Genomic DNA, 19973 nt, shown 5'->3' with positions numbered 1-19973 from the left:
GAAATTCGGGGTCAGAGCGATTTTTTGGAACCGGGTCTTTAGGTGCGGTTGGCCGAGCTTCGGCATGGATTGCTTCAGTTAGCGCAAGGGCAAAAAGTGCTCTGACCCCGAATTTGTTGCGAAATGTGCTCTGACCCCGAATTTTACCGAATTTTAAGCTGTCGCTCCCGCGGTAAGTGGCATTAGGAGGGGGCGCGGGGCGGGCTTTTCCGATACCATATTGGCATGGCCTCGCTCTCCCACCTGATACACACCTATGGCGCGTTGATCGTGTTCGGCATCGTGCTGCTCGAACAGATCGGCCTGCCGATTCCCGCCTTCCCGGTGCTGATCATCGCCGGCGCGCTGGCGGTCGACAAGGGAGCCAACTGGCCGCTCTATTTGGCGGCCAGCATCGCCGCCTGCCTGATCAGCGATTATTTCTGGTTCCGCGCCGGCCGCTACTACGGCAAGCGCATCCTGCGCCTGCTGTGCAAGATTTCGCTGTCGCCGGATTCCTGCGTCAGCCAGACCGAGGATAATTTCAGCCGCTGGGGCGCGAAGTCGCTGGTGGTCGCCAAGTTCATCCCCGGCTTCAACACCATCGCCCCGCCGCTGGCCGGCGCCATGGGCACCACCACCCAGCGCTTCCTGTGGCTGTCGATGGCCGGCGGCCTGCTGTGGAGCGGCGTCGGCATGGGCCTGGGCGCCTGGTTCCACGGCAGCGTCGACGACGTCATCTCCTGGTTCGAGACCCTCGGCAGCACCGCGCTGATGGTGGTCGGCGCGCTGCTGGCCCTGTTCGTGTTGTTCAAGTACATCGAGCGCCGCCGCAACCTCGGCGCCGCCAACCTGCCGCGCATCACCACCGCCGAGCTGAAATCCCTGCTCGAGGCCGGCCACGACCCGCTGATCGTCGATGCCCGCGGCGTCACCGCGCGCCAGCTGGAGCAGGGCATCCCGGGCGCGCTGGTCTACGGCGACACCGTCCCGGAACGCCTGATGGCCAGCCTCGACCGCGACCGCCACATCGTCATCTACTGCAGCTGCCCGAACGACGTCACCGCGGCCCAGGTTGCGAAGACCTTCCTGGCCAACGGTTTCCACCACGCCCGTCCCCTGCGCGGCGGCCTCGACGCCTGGAACGCGGATTGCGCCGCCGAGGCGGACGTCGAACTCAAGCCGAAAGCCGGCTGAGCAAGCGTCTTTGCAGCCGAAGTTTGGTAGCTCGACTACTCATGAATCTCTGCAATATTTTGTGGGATTCCTAGCGAAACAAGGGCGGATGTACCTAAACTACAATAAGTGCTTGCGCTGAAGCCGAGAAGTCCTTAAGCTTCTGGAATCTGTTTCCGATTCCATGCCATGACTGTTGCGCCCGCATCCCCCGTTCTCCAGCCGTCCGCCGCTTCCCCGACCATGACCGCGGGGCATGCCAGCCCGCGCCTGCTCGCCGACATCGGCGGCACCAATGCGCGCTTCGCGCTGGAACTGGGCCCGGGCCGCATCGCGCACATCGAAGTGCTGTCCTGCGCCAGCCACCCGACGCTGGCGGATGCCCTGCGCGCCTACCTGGCCCTGCCGGCGGTGGCCGAGACGGTGGCCGGCTCGGGCACGGTGCGCCATGCGGCGATCGCGATCGCCAATCCGGTGCTGGGCGACATGGTGCGCATGACCAATCACCACTGGGAATTCTCGATCGAGGCGATGCGCCGCGAGTGCGGCTTCGATACCTTCGTGGTGGTGAACGATTTCGAGGCGCTGGCGATGGCCTTGCCCTGGCTGACGGACAGCGACAAGGTCCAGGTCGGCGGCGGCGCCCCGGGCGTGAATGCGCCGATCGGCCTGCTGGGTGCCGGCACCGGGCTCGGCGTGTCCGGCCTGATTCCGGCCCCGGACGGCAAGAGCTGGACCGCGCTGCGCAGCGAAGGCGGCCACGTCACCTTTTCTCCGGCCAACGACACCGAAATCGCGATCCTGCAGTACGCATGGCGCGAATTCGAACACGTGTCGGCCGAGCGCCTGCTGTCCGGCGCCGGCGTCGAGCTGATCTACCGCGCGCTGGCCGAGCTGCGCGGGGCGGCCGAGCGCGTACTGGACGCGCCGGAGATTTCGCGCCGCGCCCTGGCCGGCGAATGCCTGCTGTGCGACGAGGTCGTCGAAGCCTTCTGCGGCATGCTGGGCACGGTAGCCGGCAATCTGGCCGTCACCCTGGGCGCCCAGGGCGGGGTCTACATCGGCGGCGGCATCGTGCCGCGCCTGGGCGAGCGCTTTGCGCGCTCCTGCTTCCGCCGCCGCTTCGAGCAGAAGGGCCGCTTTGCCGCCTACCTGGCGGCGGTCCCGACCTATGTGATCACGGCCGAGTACCCGGCTTTCCTGGGCGTCTCCGCGATCCTTGCCGAACGCCTCGCCGCTTGAGCGGGCGCATCGCGGCGCATCGTCCGCCGTGCCGCGCTGCGCGCACCTGTTCGCGGCTTCTCCCTTTCCGGGTTTTATCGGGTACAATGGCCGCCAATCGGTAGAAACGATGTCGTCCTTCCTGCTCCAGCAGCGCCGTTTCTCCTGAAAGTCTATCTTTGCAGTCCGCTTTCCGGCGGGCTGCCGCGTGGCAGGCATGAGCCCCCACGGTATCCGCCCGGCGCCACTGCCGGGCCACGGAACCCAGTTTCAACGCGTACTGTCTCATTGGGGCGTAAGCTCCTGTGTCGCTGCAACGACACTTCGTGACCGTTGAAGCCGTTTGTGTTTGATGTTTTCTTTGCCGTTATGAACACTGATGAGGCCAAGAAGGTCCTCGAGACCGCCTTGCTGTGCGCGCGTGAGCCGATGACGATCCACGGCATGAAGAAACTGTTCGCCGACGTGGATGCGAACGGCCGCCAGATCGGCGCGGGCGTGGGCGCCGACACGATCAAGATCCTGCTGGAGGAACTGCGCCAGGACTGGCAGGACCGCGGCATCGAGATCGTCAGCCTGGCATCCGGCTGGCGCTTCCAGAGCCGGCCCGAAATGAAGCCTTACCTAGACCGGGTTGCCCCGGAAAAGCCGCCGAAGTATTCGCGCGCAACGCTGGAGACGCTGGCGATCATCGCCTACCGCCAGCCGGTCACGCGCGGCGACATCGAAGAGATCCGCGGCGTCGCCGTCAACTCGCAGACGATCAAGATGCTCGAGGACCGCGGCTGGATCGACGTGGTCGGCCACCGCGAGGTGCCGGGACGTCCGGCCCTGCTGGGCACGACCCGGCAGTTCCTCGACGACCTCGGCCTGGCCTCGCTGTCGCAGCTGCCGCCGCTGCAGGAAGTGGCGGACGGCACCGGCGGACGCAGTCTGGAAGCGCTGGAAGCGGCCTTGCAACAATTTGATGAACACGACCCTGCGACGCAACCGGTGGTTGATCTCGCGTCAGGTCAGCAATAACAACGAAACGAATGATGAATCCAACCGACAACACCGAGACGACCCCTGCCGAAGCAGGGCTGGAGGCGGCAGCCAAGCCGAAGCGCCGCACGCGCGCCCAGGCTGCAGCCGACGGCACGCAGCCGGAAGCCGACGCGAAACCCAAGCGCACCCGCAAGGCCGCCGCCAAGCCGGCCGCCGATATTCCGGAAGGCGCCGCGCCGGCAGCCGAGGCTCCTGCATCGCAGGATGCGAGCCCGGCCGCCAAGCCGGCCCGCAAGCCGCGTGCGAAAAAGGCCGATGCCGCGGAGGCCGTGAGCGCCCCGGCCGCCGAAGCCGCTCCGGCTCCCGCCCCGGCGCCCGCCGTCGATGCGGCCCAGGATGATGGCCAGCGCAAGCCGCGCGGTCCGCGCCAGATGCGCGAGCAGCGCCAGCAGCGGGAAGCCGTCGCTGCGGCCGCCGCGCCGCGCGGCCAGGCCGACGGCGCCGACGCCGTGGCCGAGCCGGCCCAGGCCGGCGCGGAGCAGGGCGAGCAGGCCGCCGAGAAGCGCACCGAGCAGCGCCAAGGGGCGCGCACCGGCAAGCACGACGGCCAGAATAGGGGCAAGAAAGGCCAGCAGCGCGGCCAGCAGGGTCAACAGGTCCAGCAAGGCCAGGCCGGCCAGCCGGGCCAGCAAGCCCAGAAGCAGGGCCAGCAGGCCCAGAAGCAGGGTCAGCAGCAAGGCAAGGGCAAGAACGCCCGCGGCGGCAAGGATAACCGCGGCGCCAAGCCGAACGATGCCGACGCCGTGTTCTCCTTCGTGACCTCGGACGCCTTCGACGCCCACGAGGGCGGCCAGGGCCAGGCCAAGGCGGCCAAGGTACGCCGCGACCTGACCGCCGAGGACGATGCGCCGAAGCTGCACAAGGTGCTGGCCGAGGCCGGCCTGGGTTCGCGCCGCGACATGGAAGAGCTGATCATCGCCGGCCGCGTGTCGGTGAACGGCGAGCCGGCCCACATCGGCCAGCGCATCCTGCCGACCGACGCCGTGCGCATCAACGGCAAGCTGCTGCAGCGCCGCGTGAATAACAACAAGCCGCCGCGCGTGCTGGTGTACCACAAGCCGGCCGGCGAAATCGTCAGCGCGGACGATCCGGAAGGCCGTCCGTCGGTATTCGACCGCCTGCCGACCATGAAGACCGGCAAATGGCTGGCCGTCGGCCGCCTCGACTTCAACACCGAGGGCCTGCTGCTGTTCACGAACTCCGGCGACCTGGCGAACCGCTTGATGCACCCGCGTTACAACATCGACCGCGAGTACGCCGTGCGTACCCTCGGCGTGCTGGAAGAGGGCATGCGCCAGAAGCTGCTGGCCGGCGTCGAGCTGGAAGACGGCCTGGCCTCCTTCACCAAGATCGTCGACGGCGGCGGCGAAGGCGTCAACCACTGGTACCGCGTGGTGATCGGCGAAGGCCGCAACCGCGAGGTGCGCCGCATGTTCGAGGCGGTCGGCCTGACCGTCTCGCGCCTGATCCGCACCCGCTACGGCGCGATGACCCTGCCGACCGGCCTGAAGCGCGGTCGTTGGGAAGAGCTCGAAGAAAACGACGTCCGCAACTTCATGACCGCCTTCGGCATCGAGAGGAAGGGCGAGCAGAAGGCCGGCGGCCAGGGCCAGGGCCAGGGCGGCCAGAAGCAGAAGCAGGGCGGCGGCAAGGACCGCGGTGGCCCCAATGCGGACCGGACCAACGGCAACCGCATCGATCGTGCCGATGCCAACCGCAACGTCGATCCCTTCGGCCCGCCGGTGGTGCGCGTCGGGTCCCAGCAGGGCGGCCGCGGTCAGCCCGGCATGCCGGGCGCCCAGGGGCGCGGCGGCAGCGGCTTCGGCGGCGGCCAGGGCGGCCGTAACGGCGGTCAGGGACGCAGTGGCGGCCAGGGCCGCAGCGGTGGTGGTGGCGGTGGCGGCAAGGGTCCGCGCCAGCCGGATCCGCTGCAGACCACCTTCGGCTTCGCCGGCGCCGGCCAGAACCGCCGCCCGGCGGGTCCGCGCGTCAGCGATAACGGCATGCCGCGGCGCGGCCGCCGCGGCTGATCGGCTCCGTCGCCCCCGCCTGCGCGGGGGTGACGTGTATGACCGCGGGGGCGACGTGGATGGCCATGGGTGAGGTATATGACTGCGGCGACGACGTATTTGAATGCGGCCTGTTCGCCAAAGGTGTAAACTGTTGCAGACCTGTTCATTTTGCAGCGCAGCGATTGCGAGCTGCCCTGTATCGGGTTATAATTCGCAACCAATTAAAGTTCTCCCCGGCGTTTTGTTTGGTGTAGACACTTTCATCTGGTTGGAAATATAAGAAGATGGGCAGTTGCCCATTTTTTTTTTGTTGAATCGTTTTAAGAGGTCCGGCGCCATGCCGGCGATCTGGAGAAATCAGTGCAGCTGTTTGATTTGATTGCCACCACAGTCAGTGGACTGGGCTACGAACTCGTCGATATCGAGCGTGCCGAGCGAGGCATCCTGCGCGTGTTCATCGATTTCCCGGCCGCGGTGGCGGACGAAAAGGGACCGATCTCGGTCGAAGATTGCGCCACGGTCAGCCACCAGCTGTCGCACGTGCTGACGGTCGAAAACGTCGATTACGAGCGCCTGGAAGTGTCGTCGCCCGGACTGGACCGTCCGGTGCGCACCCTGGCCGACTTCGAACGCTTTGCCGGCGAGGAATGCACGGTCAAGCTGCGCGTCGCGATGCCCGGCACCGCGAACCGCAAGACCTACACGGGCATTCTGCACGCCCCGCAAGGCGAGAAGATCGGGTTGGAATTTGAAAGCAAGGATGGCCTGGCGTTATTGGAATTTACGCTGGCCGAACTGGACAAGGCACGCCTGGTGCCGAAGGTGGATTTTAGGAGTCGCAAAGCATGAGTCGCGAAATTTTGTTACTGGTTGATGCGCTCGCGCGCGAAAAAAACGTCGATAAAGAGGTCGTCTTCGGCGCGCTCGAGTTCGCACTGGCGCAGGCCACGAAAAAACGCTACGAGGGCGATGTCGACATCCGTGTGAGTATCGACCGCGACAGCGGTGAATTCGAAACCTTCCGCCGCTGGCACGTCGTGCCCGACGAGGCCGGCCTGCAGCTGCCCGACCAGGAAATCCTGCATTTCGAAGCCAAGGAGCAGATTTCGGACATCGAAGTCGACGAATACATCGAAGAGCCGATCGAGTCGGTCGAGTTCGGCCGCCGCTTCGCCCAGGACACCAAGCAGGTCGTGCTGCAGCGCGTCCGCGACGCCGAGCGAGAGCAGATCCTGCAGGACTTCCTGGAGCGTGGCGACGCCCTCGTCACCGGCACCATCAAGCGCATGGAGCGCGGCGACGCAATCGTCGAGTCGGGCAAGATCGAAGCCCGCCTGCCGCGCGACCAGATGATCCCGAAGGAAAACCTGCGCATCGGCGACCGCGTCCGTGCCTACATCCTGCGCGTCGACCGCAATATGCGCGGCCCGCAGGTGATCCTGTCGCGCACCGCGCCGGAATTCATCATGAAGCTGTTCGAGCTGGAAGTTCCGGAAATCGAACAAGGCCTGCTGCAGATTAAATCGGCTGCCCGCGACCCGGGCGTGCGCGCCAAGATCGCCGTGTTCACCTCCGACAAGCGCATCGACCCGATCGGTACCTGCGTCGGCATGCGCGGTTCGCGCGTGCAGGCCGTGACCGGCGAGCTGGGCGGCGAGCGCGTGGACATCGTGCTGTGGTCGGAAGATCCGGCCCAGTTCGTGATCGGCGCGCTGGCCCCGGCCAACGTGTCGTCGATCATGGTCGACGAAGAGAAGCATGCGATGGACGTCGTGGTCGACGAAGAAAACCTGGCGATCGCGATCGGCCGTTCGGGCCAGAACGTGCGCCTGGCGTCCGATCTGACCGGCTGGAAGATCAACATCATGACGGCCGAGGAATCGGCCAACAAGGCTGCCCAGGAAACCGCCGCCGTGCGCGTGCTGTTCATGGAAAAGCTGGATGTGGATGAGGAAGTGGCGAATATCCTGGTCGAGGAAGGTTTCTCGAGCCTTGAAGAAATCGCCTACGTGCCCATCTCCGAAATGCTGGAAATCGAATCGTTCGACGAAGACACCGTCAACGAACTGCGCACCCGCGCCCGTGACGCGCTGGTGACCGAAGCGATCGCTTCCGAAGAAGGCCTCGAGGGCATGGAAGAGTCGCTGGTCAGCCTGGAAGGGATGGACCGTACCACCGCCGGCAAGCTTGGTCTTGCCGGTATCAAGACCCTCGAACAATTCGCGGGCCTGGCATACGACGAGTTCGGCGCCATCCTGGCCCTGCCGACCGACCGTGCCCGTGATTTGATCAAGAACGCATTTAATGATGTGTCTGACGATGAGATGAAACTGGTCGACGCCAAGTACGACGACCGGGCCAAGGCCCTGCAGGCGAAAGCCTGGAGCCAGGTAGAAACGGCCAAGGCATAAGGGTTGTGCAAAGACCGGGGCGGTGCCGCGGTCTTTGCGTTTCCAACCCGAGCAAAATTCTTTATCATCTCGCGACACATAGAAAAGAGGACTGAATGGCGAGTAACAACGTAGCCCAATTTGCCACCGAACTGAAGATGCCTGCAGATTTGCTGCTGACGCAGCTGCGTTCTGCTGGCGTCGAGAAAAGTTCGACGTCAGATCCCTTGTCCAAGGATGATAAGGATAAGCTGCTGAACCATCTGCGCCGTACCCATGGCGCCGCCGAATCGGGCGAAAAGAAGAAGATCACGGTGACCCGCAAGGAAACCTCCGAGATCAAGCAGGCTGACGCCAGCGGCAAATCGCGCACGATCCAGGTGGAAGTGCGCAAGAAACGCACTTTCGTACAGCGCGACGATCTGGTCACTGCCAAGGCGGCTACCGCCCCGGTGATCGACGCCGCCGAACAGGCACGCCGTGACGAGGAAGCGCGCCGCCAGTCGGAACTGCTGGCGCGCCAGGAAGCGGAACTGCGTGAGAAGCAGGAACGCCTGGCCAAGCTGGAATCCGAGAAGGCCGCACAGGCCAAGGCGGCCGAAGAGCAGGCCAAGCGCGACGCCGAAGAGCGTCTGCAGCGCGAAGCCGCGGCCGTCGCACAGGTGCAAGCCGACGCCGCTGCCGGCGCCGCCGATGCCGCCGCGGAAGCCAAGCGCGCCGCCGCCGAGGAAACCAAGAAGGCAGCCGCCGAGGAATCCAAGCGCAAGGCCGACGAAGCCGCCAAGGAAGCCGCCGAACGCGCCGCCGCCACCGAGCGCGCACGCAAGGCCGTGGCCGACGAAGTGGCCCAGATCAAGGCCATGATGGCCCAGCCGCGCCGCGTGATCAAGGCGCCGGAAGTGCCTGCGGCCAAGCCGAAGGCAGCCGAACCGGCAACCCTGCATAAACCTGCCGAAAAGAAACCGGGCGAAGCCAAGCCGGCCGACGCGACCGGTGGCGGTGCACGTCCGAAACCGGGCGACAAGAAGTCGATCAAGTCGGCCAACGTGGCCTCGACCTGGTCGGACGAGAAGAAGCGCGGCGCCCCTGGCGGCGGCATGAAGGGCCGTGGCGCCCCCTCGACCGGCGGCCGTGACGGCTGGCGTGCGGGCGGTGGACGTGGCGGCCGTCGTGGCGGCCACGACGATCGCGAATCGAACTTCCAGGCCCCGACCGAGGCGATCGTCAAGGACGTCTACGTGCCGGAAACCATCACCGTGGCCGAACTGGCGCACAAGATGGCCGTGAAGGCATCCGAGGTCATCAAGCAGCTGATGAAGCTGGGCCAGATGTGCACCATCAACCAGGTGCTGGACCAGGAAACCGCGATGATCGTGGTGGAAGAAATGGGCCACAAGGCCTTCGCCGCCGCCGAGGACGATCCGGAAGCGCTGCTGGCCGACCCGGCCGAGCATCACGAGTTCGAGGCCAAGCCGCGTGCGCCGGTCGTGACCGTGATGGGCCACGTCGACCACGGCAAGACCTCGCTGCTGGACTACATCCGCCGCGCCAAGGTTGCTGCGGGCGAAGCCGGCGGTATCACCCAGCACATCGGCGCCTACCACGTGGACACTCCGCGCGGCATGGTCACCTTCCTGGATACCCCGGGTCACGAAGCCTTTACGGCAATGCGTGCCCGCGGCGCCAAGGCGACCGACATCGTCATCCTGGTGGTAGCGGCCGACGACGGCGTGATGCCGCAGACCAAGGAAGCGATCGCCCACGCGAAAGCGGCAGGCGTGCCCCTGGTCGTGGCGATCAACAAGATCGACAAGCCGGGCGCGAATGCCGACCGTGTGACCCAGGAACTGGTTGCCGAAGGTGTGGTGCCGGAAGAATACGGTGGCGAATCGCCGTTCGTCCAGGTGTCGGCGAAGACCGGCCAGGGCATCGACGACCTGCTGGAAAACGTGCTGCTGCAAGCCGAAGTGCTGGAACTGAAGGCGCCGGTGGAATCGCTGGCGCGTGGCCTGGTGGTCGAAGCCCGCCTGGACAAGGGCCGCGGCCCGGTCGCCACCATCCTGGTGCAGTCGGGTACCCTGAAGCGCGGCGACGTCGTGCTGGCGGGTTCGTCCTTCGGCCGCGTCCGTGCGATGCTGGACGAGAACGGCAAGTCGGTGACCGAAGCCGGTCCGTCCTTCCCGGTCGAGATCCAGGGCCTGACCGAAGTGCCGAGTGCCGGCGAAGAAGTCATGGTCATGGCCGACGAGCGCAAGGCGCGTGAAATCGCACTGTTCCGTCAAGGTAAGTTCCGCGACGTGAAACTGGCCAAGCAGCAGGCAGCCAAGCTGGAGAACATTCTCGACCAGATGGGCGAAGGCGAAGTCAAGAACCTGCCGCTCATCGTCAAGACGGACGTGCAGGGTTCGCAGGAAGCGCTGGTCGGTTCGCTGCAGAAGCTGTCGACTTCGGAAGTGCGTGTCCAGATCGTCCACGCGGCGGTCGGCGGCATCACCGAGTCGGACGTCAACCTGGCGACCGCGTCGAAGGCAGTCATCATCGGCTTCAACGCCCGTGCCGATGCCCAGGCGCGCAAGCTGGCCGAGACCAACGGCGTCGACATCCGTTACTACAGCATCATTTACGATGCGATCGACGAGATCAAGACGGCACTGTCGGGCATGCTGGCACCGGAGAAGCGCGAGCACATCACCGGCCAGGTCGAAATCCGCCAGGTCATCCTGGTGTCGAAGGTCGGCGCGATCGCGGGCTGCCTGGTCACCGATGGCGTGGTCAAGCGTACCTCCTCGGTTCGCCTGCTGCGCAACAACATCGTGATCTGGACCGGCGAGATCGATTCGCTCAAGCGCTTCAAGGACGATGCGAAGGAAGTTCGCGCCGGTCTCGAGTGCGGCCTGTCGCTGAAGAACTACAACGAAATCCAGGTCGGCGACGTTCTGGAAGTGTTCGAAGTGCAGGAAGTGGCGCGTACGCTGTAATTACGGTCGTTCCAACGATTGGAGTAGCATTGGGGCTAGTAGGCCTGTGCCATGTGGCGCGGGCCACTGGCCCCAAATTATTTCCGTCGGATAACAATAAGCAGCTCAACAATATGCCTAAACACAGTAAAAGCATTCCATCGCGCGGCCTGCGCGTCGCCGACCAGATCCAGAAGGACCTGTCGGAACTCATCGCGTTCGAACTGAAGGATCCGCGCGTGGGGATGGTCACCATCAGCGAAGTCAAGCTGACCCCCGACTATGCGCACGCCAAGGTCTGGTTCACCCTGCTCAAGGACAGCCCGGAAGAGGTCAAGCAGACCCTGGAAGGCTTGAACAAGGCCTCCGGCTACCTGCGCAACCTGCTCGGCAAGCGCCTGCACATCCACACCTTGCCGCAGCTGCACTTCGTGCACGACACCTCGACCAGCCGCGGCCTGGCGATGTCGGCCCTGATCGACCAGGCCAATGCGACGCGCGCCGCCGACTACGTCGACGAGTCGGCCCCCGCCGACACTGACGAAGATTCGGATTCCGAGTGAACGCAAGACCGCCGAAAAAGCCCCGCGACCTGGTCGACGGGGTGCTCCTGATCGACAAGCCGGTCGGCCTGTCCTCGAACGACGCGCTGATCAAGGTCAAGCGCATCGTCAACGCCAAGAAGGCCGGCCACACCGGCACCCTCGACCCCTTCGCCACCGGCCTGCTGCCGCTGTGCTTCGGCGAGGCGACCAAGTTCTCGCAGGACCTGCTGGAAGCGGACAAGACCTATCTCGCCACCGTCCACCTGGGCATCACCACCACCACCGGCGATACCGAGGGCGAGGTGCTGGAGACCCGCGACGTCGATGTCAGCACCGAGCAGGTCGAAGCCGCGCTGGCGCGCTTTCGCGGCCCCATCCTGCAGGTGCCGCCGATGTACTCGGCCCTGAAACGCGACGGCAAGGCGTTGTACGAATATGCGCGCGAAGGCGTCACGCTGGAGCGCGAGGCGCGTCCGGTCACCATCCATGAACTGGAACTGGTCGCCATCGCCGCGCCTTTCCTGAGCATTCGCGTGAAATGCAGCAAGGGCACCTATGTGCGCGTGCTGGGCGAGGACATCGGCGCGGCACTCGGTTGCGGCGCCCACCTGAGCGCGCTGCGCCGGGTGCAGGTCGGCGCGCTCACCACCGCCAACATGGTCACGCTGGAAGAGCTGCAGGCGCACGAGAATCCGCTGTCGCTGCTGGCGCCGGTCGACGCGCTGCTGTCGACCTTCCCGCGCATCGACCTCACGCCCGAGCTGGAAAAGCGTTTCCTGAACGGCCAGCGCCTGGCGCTTGGCAAGGAAGCGGTGACCGTGCCGCCGGAGCTGGGCAGGGTGCGCGTCTACGCCGACGGCAGGCTGCTGGGCACGGCCATCCTGCAGGAATACGCGATCCTGGCGCCGGAACGCCTGATCGCGGCGCGCCAGGCTTGAGTCACTGTCCGCCATAGCCTGCGGACAAATCCGGGAAACAACAGTGAGGAAGGAAAAGCTTGCTTGTAATTAATACATGCAAGCAGAATATTGAACATCAGCCAATATTCCCTTCCTCCGGAGCCCGCATGCAAGCCGAGATCCCCCAGACCGTCAGCAATCTCTCCGCCGAGGCAGGTGGACGTGCCTTCGGCGCCATGCTGTTCTCGGTGTTCGGCGCCATCCTGCTCGAGGTCTGGGACTGCCGCGCCGGCGCCGGGCTGCTGGTGTTCGGCGGCATCGCCCTGCTGGGCATCGGTCTGGCCCTCACTGCCTGGCTGTGCTACCGCCGCCATGCCGTTGCCGTCGCCGCGCGCGCAAAGACTCCGGAACAGAAACGGGCCGATCGCGTGTTTCATCTGGTGAATGGCGGACAGTGGATCCTCATCCTCGTGCTCGGCAATGTGCTTGCCAACATCGGGCAGGGCGCCTGGGTGGTGCCGATGGCGATCGCCGTGATCGGCCTGCATTTCGTGCCGCTGGCTTATGTGTTCCGCAATCCCCCGCACTACGTGACGGCGGCCGCGCTGGTGCTGTTCGCGCTGGCGTATCCGCAGCTCGCCGCCGGCGGGCCGGCCGATCCGGTGGGCTTTCTCGGCATCGGCCTGATCCTCTGGGCCAGCGCCATGTGGGCGCTGCGCCGCTCTTGAAATCGGGCGAAGCGTCCTCCACATCTGGCCCGTAACCGCCCGTCATCATCCTTCAATATTTGGGCCTTAAGCTCAAACCGTTGAAAATTCAGGGCTTTTCTCGCCGCTGCAATGCAGCAGACGGAATCCGCATGCTATACTAGCGGGTTCTGGAAATCGGCAATGCCAACCGGCTCCCGCCGAGCGCCTCTAGCCGAAACTCCATCCATCACGCAACATTCACTGTTGAATACGCATATGTCAGACACCAAACGCGCGATTCGTAATATCGCAATCATTGCCCACGTTGACCACGGCAAGACCACCCTCGTGGACCAGCTGCTGCGCCAATCCGGCACCTTCCGTGAAAACCAGGCGGTCGACACCCGCGTGATGGACTCGAACGATCTCGAAAAAGAACGTGGCATCACGATTCTGTCGAAGAATTGCGCAGTCGAATATGAAGGCACCCACATCAACATCGTCGACACCCCGGGCCACGCCGACTTCGGCGGCGAGGTCGAGCGCGTGCTGTCGATGGTCGACTCGGTGCTGCTGCTGGTCGACGCCCAGGAAGGCCCGATGCCGCAGACCCGCTTCGTGACCCGCAAGGCGCTGGCCCTGGGCCTGAAGCCGATCGTGGTCGTCAACAAGATCGACCGTCCGGGCGCGCGCGCCGACTGGGCGATCAACCAGACCTTCGAACTGTTCGACAAGCTGGGCGCCACCGACGAGCAGCTGGACTTCCCGATCGTCTACGCCTCGGGCCTGAACGGCTACGCCGGCATGGACGAAAGCGTGCGCGGCGGCGACATGAAGCCGCTGTTCGACGCGATCCTGAAATACGTGCCGGTGCGTGACGACAACCCGGACGGTCCGCTGCAGATGCAGATCACCTCGCTGGACTACTCGTCCTACGTCGGCAAGATCGGTATCGGTCGCGTGAACCGTGGCCGCGTCAAGACCGGCCAGGACGTCGTGATCCTGAACGGTCCCGATTCGACCCCGATCAAGGGCCGCATCAACCAGGTGCTGAACTTCAAGGGCCTGGAGCGCGTGCTGGTCGACGAAGCGGTCGCCGGCGACATCTGCCTGATCAACGGTATCGAAGAAATCGGCATCGGCTCGACCGTCTGCGCCGCCGACGTGCCGGAAGCGCTGCCGATGCTGACCGTCGACGAGCCGACCCTGACCATGAACTTCATGGTCAACAACTCGCCGCTGGCCGGCCGCGAAGGCAAGTTCGTGACCAGCCGTCAGCTGCGTGAGCGTCTCGAGCGCGAACTGAAGGCCAACGTCGCGCTGCGTGTCTCGCCGACCGATGACGATACCGTGTTCGAAGTGTCGGGCCGTGGTGAACTGCACCTGACCATCCTGCTGGAAAACATGCGCAGGGAGGGCTTCGAACTTGCGGTCTCGCGTCCGCGAGTCGTGTACAAGATGGTCGATGGCGTGCGCCACGAGCCGTACGAAAACCTGACGGTCGACGTCGAAGAAGTCAACCAGGGCGGCGTCATGGAAGAACTGGGCCGCCGCCGTGGCGACCTGCAGAACATGGAATCGGACGGCAAGGGCCGCGTGCGCCTCGAGTACCGTATCCCGGCGCGTGGCCTGATCGGCTTCCAGGGCGAATTCATGACCCTGACCCGCGGCACCGGCCTGATGAGCCACGTGTTCGATGCTTACGCACCGGTCGACAACAGCAAGGGCGAACTCGCCGGCCGCCGCAACGGCGTGCTGATCTCGCAGGACGACGGCGCCGCCGTCGCCTACGCGATCTGGAAACTGCAGGACCGCGGCCGCATGTTCGTCGAGCACAACACCCCGGTGTACGAAGGCATGATCATCGGTATCCACTCGCGCGACAACGACCTGGTCGTCAACCCGATCAAGGGCAAGCAGCTGACCAACGTGCGTTCGTCGGGTACCGACGAAGCCGTGCGCCTGGTGCCGCCGATCCAGATGTCGCTGGAATACGCGGTCGAGTTCATCGAGGACGACGAACTGGTCGAGATCACCCCGAAGAGCATCCGCCTGCGCAAGCGTCACCTGAAAGAGCACGAGCGCAAGAAGGCCAGCCGCGAAGCCGTGTAATCCGGCGCCAAGGCTTGACGAAAAAAACCCGCTGCCCGCAGCGGGTTTTTTTTCGTCCCTCGGCTGGCTCAGGAATCCATCGATTTGGCTCCCTGAGCCAGGACAAAAAATGCATTAAATGAAACGGAAGTAATAACATGATTACCACTTAATTGACTTCCAATTAAGAAACAAGCTCCCAGGCGCTGCGGAGCCGAAGAGACACCCGTCGATCACAATAACTACTGGAGATACCATGAAACTGCTGAAACAACTCGCCGTCGTCGCCGCCCTGTCCTCGATCGCTTCGTACGCATCGGCCCTGACCCCGATCGCCGACAGCGACCTGTCCAAGGTCTCGGGCCGCGACGGTGTGTCGATCGCCGCCGACCTGCATATCAACATCGGTGAATTCAAGTACACCGATACCGGCACCGGCGGTGGTTCGGTGAGCTTCAATAACATCAACATCACTGGCGCGATTGCCGCCACCATCGACATCATCGACAACGCCAGCTTCCTGACCGAAGTCAGCGCTGCCAATCCGAAGTCCACCCTGGGCGTGTCCGGCGGCGCCGGCCTGAGCGCCTTCCAGCCGGCTGGCGACGTCGTCAAGATCGCGATTCCGCTGGTCGACACGACCAAGAACCTGTCGATGAGCGTCGATTCGATCAAGATGGGCAACTCGGACGCTTCCTACGGCAAGTTCGAAATCAACAACATGAAGCTGCAAGGCACCACCGTCTACATCTGGGCCCACTAATCCCTCCGGTCTGGTGACGGACGGCCCGCGGGCTTGGCCCCGGGCCGTTTTGACTTGCAACGCTCGTCGGGATAATCCATGAGCAGATATTTCTTTGTTGCGCTGGCGCTGGCCGCGTTCAACCTGCTGGCAGCGGGGAATGCGTCGGCCCAGATGCGCGCCTTGTCGGACAGCGAGATGTCCACCGTGAGCGGGCAGGGCCTGTTCACCGTCAGTAACTCCAGCTACAACGGTTTCGATTTCACCCGCATCGCTCTCGATGCCGACGTTACCCTGAACGCCAACCTGGCCAATCTGCGCCTGGGCGAATACAACTATGGCCCGCGCAACGGCGGCGGCGCCGACCTCGACATCAGCGCTCTGCGCTTCGGCCGCAGCGACGCCGGCGACGCCCAGCGCCTGGTGCAGATCACCAATCCCTACTTCGAATTCGTTTACCAGAACAGCGGCAGTGCCGGCCAGCGCGAGATCATCGGCATGCGCCTGGGCTTCGACGGCATCGCCGGCGACATCGGCATGAAGATCGCGACCCTGTCCGGCGCCCTGCGCATCGATGCCGGCGCGGCCGGCATCGTCGACAGCCTGAACGACGCCGGCGGCGGCAAGCGCTGGAACGGCGAATGCACCGGCTGCATCTCGCTGTCGAAAGTCGGCGGCATCACCGCCGGCGACGCCGCCGGGCCGAGCCGCGACTTCTGGATCTCGGTGCTGAAGACGCCGGTGAGCTTCCAGGCGGCGCCGGGCATGCCGGCCCTGACCGAGGCCCAGGCTGGGATCTGGCTGAACTGGCGCGACAAGCTGACGGCCCTGAACCTGACCGGCCTGGTACCGGCGAATAACCCGCCGGGCCACTGATGCGCGCCGCCGTTTCCCTGTTCTTCCTTGCGTTCGTGCCCGGCCTGGCCGCGGCGCTGGAACCGCTGTCGGACAGCGCGCTGTCGAAGATCGGCGGGCGCGACGGCATGAGCTTCAACCTGTCGAACTTCGCGGTGTCCGGCAACACGGTGCTGCGCTACACCACGCCTGACGGCCGCGGCAGCATCGGCATCGGCAAGCTGTCGGCCTCGCGCTCGGACAATGTGGACGCGCCTTTCGCCGACCCCTATCGCCTGGACATCCTGCCCGGCGCGCCGGGGAGGGCGGAGATCGTCAACGTCGCCATGCCGCAGAACCTGCTGGGGCGCGAAGCCTGGCAGGCGGCTTTCGATTTCGACGTCGACGACGGCGGCATTGTGGTCAAGGGCGGCAGCGTGGTCCTGAAGGACCTGATCTATTACGGCGGCGGCTTCCAGTGGTCGACGCCGGCGGCCGGCGACGGCCTCGCCTTCGGCATCTCGACCCGCATCGAGATCGGCAGCCTGGCGCTGCAGCCGAACGGCCGCGACGCGGGCGGCGAGGCGATGGTGCTGTCGAACGTGCGCATCGGCGCCGCCACCGATGATGGTTCGGCGCCGGTGGCGCCATGGCGCCTGGCCGACGTGAATTCCCAGGCCGGCATCTTCAACGTGCGCACCGACGATGCCGGCAATGCGCGCCTGCACATCGGCATCAACTGGCCGGACGCCGGCGCCGCCGCGCAGGCCGGCGCGCTGCAGATCGGGAATATCGGCTTCCGCAGCGATACGGGGGCCAACGTCGACCTGGGCAGCTCGCGCATCGGCTCGATCCAGCTGCAATACCTCGACATCAAGTTCAGGCCATGAGGATCGCCGCATCCGCCTCCACCATGTTAGCCATGCTGTTGTGCGGCGCCGCGGTTGCCGGACCGAAGGCGCTGCCGGACAGCGAACTGGCCCAGGTCAGCGGCGCTGACGGCATCAGCTTCGCGGTCCAGCTGAACCTGAACCGCCAGCCCGACGCCGCCGCCGCCGACAGCCGCCTGACCATCGCGCAGAATGTCGACGGCCGCATAACCTACATGGTGGTCCGGAACATCGGCGGCGTGATCACGATGGTGGGCCTGAACATCAGCCCGCAGACGGCGGCCGACGGCAGCAGCTATGTGGCGCTGACCCTGCCGGGCTATGTCCGCTTCACGGATACCGGCTTCGATTCGATCAGCGTGCAGTCCGACCCGCACGGCGCGGTGAGCGGCAACCTGGGGCGGGTCAGCCTGAACGGCGAGATGACGATGCAGGGCCAGCTGCGTTTATGGTCCCACTAGCGGTCTTCTGCTGGAACTCGCCGGGCGCCTTGCCGAACCAGCGCAGGCAGGCGCGGTGGAAGGCGCTGGGGTCGGAGAAGCCCAGCTTGTAGCTGAGGTTCTTGACGCTGATGCGGTCGCTGCCCAGGTATTGCTGGGCGATGGTGCGGCGCACTTCGTCGACCAGGGTGGAGAAGTCGGTGCCCTCGTCGGCCAGGCGCCGCTGCAGGGTGCGTTCGCTGATCGCGAGGCGCCGCGCGACCGCATCGCGCAGGGCGCCGCCCTGGTCGATCATGGCCGGCAGCATTTCGCGCACGCGCGCCGCGAAGCTGCTGCGCTCGGCCTGCACCAGGCGCTCGTCGAGCAGGCGGAACAGGCCCTCGGCGGCGAGCGGATTGGCGGTCGGTATCGGCGCGGTGATGTCGGTGTTGGCGAATTCGACGGCGTTGGCGGGCGCGCCGAAGCGCACCGGGCAGCCGAAGCGTTCGGCGTAGGCGGCGGCGCTGTCGCCGGGGGAGGGATAGGCGTATTCGACGCTGACCGGCTTCAGCCCGGGACGGGCGCCGACGAAGCGCAAGGTCGTCAACAGCAGGTTCCAGGTGAAGTCGTAGCGCTGCACCGGCACCGGACGCGCGCTGCCGACCAGGTTCAGGCCGACGCGCACGCGGTCGCTCTTCGGCTCGATGGTGGCGCGCACCACCGGCGAGACCAGCGGCATGTAGCGCATCAGGCTGTCCGCGGCCTGTTTGAGGGTCGGCGAGGCCAGCATCAGATGACCCAGCACCCCGAGCCAGCTCAAGGGATCGGGCGCGAAGACGCGAAAGCCGATCAGCGGATCGCCGCTGGCCGCAGCCAGGCCTTCCCAGAGCTGGCTGAACTGGTCGGACAGCGCCAGCAGGTCGGCGGCGCGGCCGCTGCCCTGCTCGAACCAGCCGAGGCCGGCGTGTTCGAACAGGCCCTCGACGTCCACGCCTTCGGCCGAGAGGCAGCTCTTGATGCGCTGCACCACGTCCGTGGCCGACAAATACTTCACGCTGGGCCTCGTGCCTTGGTCATGCCTGTCTCCTTGTTGTGTGGCCTCGGGTCTGCCGCCCGCTTGCCGTTTTTTATTATGTGTGCACGCCAAATGCTGGCGCGTCGGAAAATGATCGTTTCTTTTTCAAAAAACGCTCATTTCCTGCGGTTCACATTCGCGATTGCTGGCGCGCGCGCGCCGGCGTGATGCCGTAGGCGGCCGAGAAGCAGGACGTCATGTGGCTCTGGCTGTTGAAACCGCATTGCGCCGCAACACGGGCAATCGAAAAACTGGTGCGGGTCAGCAGCTCGTGGACCCGCTCGAGGCGCAGGCGCAGCACGTAGCGGTGCGGGGTCATGCCCATCGCTTCCTGGAAGATGCGGCGGAAGTGCGATTCCGATACCCCGGCCCGTTCGGCCAGTCCGGCATTCGAGAGTTCGTTCGACAGATTGTCGCCGATCCATTCCAGCACGCCCTGCAGGCGGCCCAGCTGCAGGGCGTCGGGCGGCACGTGGCGCCCGGTCTTGCCCTCCAGGACCCGGCAGGTCTGCTCGATCATGATGTGGGCCAGGCGCTCGACGAAGCCGTACTCCGTGCGGTTGGGGGAGCTGGTGCGCGCCAGTTCGCCCAGCAGCTGCTGGGCGCTGGCGTTCACCAGCGGATCGGAGAAGGGCGGGGCCTTGGTGCGCGCGGTGAGCAGGCGCTGCAGGTGGCGCACCAGTTCGTGGCTGGGATCCAGCACGTGGAACATGGCCATGTCGATCGCGCCGTGGAAGGACCAGCGGCTGGCGAAGCCCGGCTGGAACACGGTCGAGGAACCGGCCAGGAAATCGAAGGAGCGGGAGGCGGAGCGGCCGGCGGTGGCGCGCGCGCCGCCCAGGTGGCAGGCCAGTACCAGCGAGTCCAGCGGCGGCACCTCGCAGCCGCCGAGCTGGAAGATGTAGCGCTCCGCCCGCAGCGGCACGCCGCCGATCTCGACGCTGATCACCGGTTCTCCCAGCGCACTGCTGATCCTGTCCCAGGAATTCATCGCCTTGTTTTCGAAT

The 19973-nt window shown here is 65.4% G+C and carries 17 protein-coding genes; 15 read left to right on the top strand and 2 right to left on the bottom strand.

The window, feature by feature from the left end; all coding sequences use genetic code 11:
- Positions 1-225: 225 nt before the first annotated feature.
- From AC1DOP_RS03545 to AC1DOP_RS03475, 15 genes are all read left to right on the top strand, one after another.
- Complete coding sequence (locus AC1DOP_RS03545; RefSeq protein WP_442122713.1) at positions 226-1176, top strand: VTT domain-containing protein; 951 nt, start codon at positions 226-228, stop codon at positions 1174-1176.
- 168 nt (positions 1177-1344) lie between these two features.
- Positions 1345-2397 carry a glucokinase gene (locus tag AC1DOP_RS03540; RefSeq protein ID WP_442122714.1) on the top strand — a complete coding sequence of 351 codons (1053 nt, stop codon included), beginning with the start codon at positions 1345-1347 and terminating at the stop codon, positions 2395-2397.
- A gap of 348 nt (positions 2398-2745) precedes the next feature.
- Positions 2746-3399: an SMC-Scp complex subunit ScpB gene (gene scpB, locus AC1DOP_RS03535; protein WP_442122715.1), complete on the top strand. Its 654-nt coding sequence runs from the start codon at positions 2746-2748 to the stop codon at positions 3397-3399.
- A gap of 14 nt (positions 3400-3413) precedes the next feature.
- Positions 3414-5453 carry a 23S rRNA pseudouridine(2605) synthase RluB gene (gene rluB, locus AC1DOP_RS03530; protein ID WP_477250113.1) on the top strand — a complete coding sequence of 680 codons (2040 nt, stop codon included), beginning with the start codon at positions 3414-3416 and terminating at the stop codon, positions 5451-5453.
- Positions 5454-5795: 342 nt separating this feature from the next.
- Entirely contained in the window at positions 5796-6284 is a 489-nt protein-coding gene (rimP, locus tag AC1DOP_RS03525; protein WP_442122716.1) for a ribosome maturation factor RimP, read from the top strand.
- Positions 6281-7846, top strand: a complete 1566-nt coding sequence (nusA, locus tag AC1DOP_RS03520) for a transcription termination factor NusA (protein WP_442122717.1) — start codon at positions 6281-6283, stop codon at positions 7844-7846. Before rimP ends, nusA begins: the two co-directional genes overlap by 4 nt.
- Positions 7847-7941: 95 nt before the next feature.
- Positions 7942-10803, top strand: coding sequence for a translation initiation factor IF-2 (gene infB, locus AC1DOP_RS03515; protein WP_442122718.1), 2862 nt, complete (start codon positions 7942-7944; stop codon positions 10801-10803).
- Positions 10804-10916: 113 nt separating this feature from the next.
- Positions 10917-11345 carry a 30S ribosome-binding factor RbfA gene (gene rbfA / locus AC1DOP_RS03510; RefSeq protein ID WP_442122719.1) on the top strand — a complete coding sequence of 143 codons (429 nt, stop codon included), beginning with the start codon at positions 10917-10919 and terminating at the stop codon, positions 11343-11345.
- Positions 11342-12265 (top strand): tRNA pseudouridine(55) synthase TruB, encoded by a 924-nt coding sequence (gene truB, locus AC1DOP_RS03505; RefSeq protein ID WP_442122720.1) that lies wholly within the window; start codon positions 11342-11344, stop codon positions 12263-12265. The genes rbfA and truB overlap by 4 nt, the downstream gene beginning before the upstream one ends.
- 128 nt (positions 12266-12393) lie before the next feature.
- Entirely contained in the window at positions 12394-12954 is a 561-nt protein-coding gene (locus AC1DOP_RS03500) for a hypothetical protein (RefSeq protein WP_442122721.1), read from the top strand.
- Positions 12955-13191: 237 nt separating this feature from the next.
- The gene (gene typA / locus AC1DOP_RS03495; protein ID WP_442122722.1) at positions 13192-15027 is read left to right on the top strand and encodes a translational GTPase TypA; all 1836 of its coding nucleotides are present in this window, start codon (positions 13192-13194) and stop codon (positions 15025-15027) included.
- Positions 15028-15262: 235 nt separating this feature from the next.
- Positions 15263-15769, top strand: a complete 507-nt coding sequence (locus AC1DOP_RS03490; protein WP_442122723.1) for a DUF6160 family protein — start codon at positions 15263-15265, stop codon at positions 15767-15769.
- Between the two features lie 78 nt (positions 15770-15847).
- Positions 15848-16624, top strand: a complete 777-nt coding sequence (locus tag AC1DOP_RS03485) for a hypothetical protein (RefSeq protein ID WP_477249825.1) — start codon at positions 15848-15850, stop codon at positions 16622-16624.
- Positions 16624-17472, top strand: coding sequence for a hypothetical protein (locus tag AC1DOP_RS03480; RefSeq protein ID WP_477249823.1), 849 nt, complete (start codon positions 16624-16626; stop codon positions 17470-17472). The genes AC1DOP_RS03485 and AC1DOP_RS03480 overlap by 1 nt, the downstream gene beginning before the upstream one ends.
- Entirely contained in the window at positions 17469-17933 is a 465-nt protein-coding gene (locus AC1DOP_RS03475; RefSeq protein WP_442122726.1) for a hypothetical protein, read from the top strand. The genes AC1DOP_RS03480 and AC1DOP_RS03475 overlap by 4 nt, the downstream gene beginning before the upstream one ends.
- Here AC1DOP_RS03475 and AC1DOP_RS03470 read toward each other — a convergent pair.
- Together AC1DOP_RS03470 and AC1DOP_RS03465 are read right to left on the bottom strand one after the other, a co-directional pair.
- A complete protein-coding gene (locus AC1DOP_RS03470) occupies positions 17878-18945 on the bottom strand; it encodes an AraC family transcriptional regulator (protein WP_442122727.1) in 1068 nt (355 codons plus the stop codon). The genes AC1DOP_RS03475 and AC1DOP_RS03470 overlap by 56 nt on opposite strands.
- 151 nt (positions 18946-19096) lie before the next feature.
- The gene (locus AC1DOP_RS03465; protein ID WP_442122728.1) at positions 19097-19957 is read right to left on the bottom strand and encodes a helix-turn-helix domain-containing protein; all 861 of its coding nucleotides are present in this window, start codon (positions 19955-19957) and stop codon (positions 19097-19099) included.
- Between the last annotated feature and the right edge of the window lie 16 nt (positions 19958-19973).

It is taken from the genome of Massilia sp. 01N410, assembly GCF_056399665.1.
The sequence above is the reverse complement of the archived record's forward strand: the minus strand, read 5'-3'. Positions and strand labels throughout refer to the sequence as shown.

Coding starts and splice junctions, on each gene's coding strand:
- AC1DOP_RS03545 (WP_442122713.1), top strand. CDS start 226: ATGGCCTCGCTCTCCCACCTGATACACACCTATGGCGCGTTGATCGTG.
- AC1DOP_RS03540 (WP_442122714.1), top strand. CDS start 1,345: ATGACTGTTGCGCCCGCATCCCCCGTTCTCCAGCCGTCCGCCGCTTCC.
- scpB (WP_442122715.1), top strand. CDS start 2,746: ATGAACACTGATGAGGCCAAGAAGGTCCTCGAGACCGCCTTGCTGTGC.
- rluB (WP_477250113.1), top strand. CDS start 3,414: ATGAATCCAACCGACAACACCGAGACGACCCCTGCCGAAGCAGGGCTG.
- nusA (WP_442122717.1), top strand. CDS start 6,281: ATGAGTCGCGAAATTTTGTTACTGGTTGATGCGCTCGCGCGCGAAAAA.
- infB (WP_442122718.1), top strand. CDS start 7,942: ATGGCGAGTAACAACGTAGCCCAATTTGCCACCGAACTGAAGATGCCT.
- rbfA (WP_442122719.1), top strand. CDS start 10,917: ATGCCTAAACACAGTAAAAGCATTCCATCGCGCGGCCTGCGCGTCGCC.
- AC1DOP_RS03500 (WP_442122721.1), top strand. CDS start 12,394: ATGCAAGCCGAGATCCCCCAGACCGTCAGCAATCTCTCCGCCGAGGCA.
- typA (WP_442122722.1), top strand. CDS start 13,192: ATGTCAGACACCAAACGCGCGATTCGTAATATCGCAATCATTGCCCAC.
- AC1DOP_RS03490 (WP_442122723.1), top strand. CDS start 15,263: ATGAAACTGCTGAAACAACTCGCCGTCGTCGCCGCCCTGTCCTCGATC.
- AC1DOP_RS03485 (WP_477249825.1), top strand. CDS start 15,848: ATGAGCAGATATTTCTTTGTTGCGCTGGCGCTGGCCGCGTTCAACCTG.
- AC1DOP_RS03480 (WP_477249823.1), top strand. CDS start 16,624: ATGCGCGCCGCCGTTTCCCTGTTCTTCCTTGCGTTCGTGCCCGGCCTG.
- AC1DOP_RS03475 (WP_442122726.1), top strand. CDS start 17,469: ATGAGGATCGCCGCATCCGCCTCCACCATGTTAGCCATGCTGTTGTGC.
- AC1DOP_RS03465 (WP_442122728.1), bottom strand. CDS start 19,957: ATGAATTCCTGGGACAGGATCAGCAGTGCGCTGGGAGAACCGGTGATC.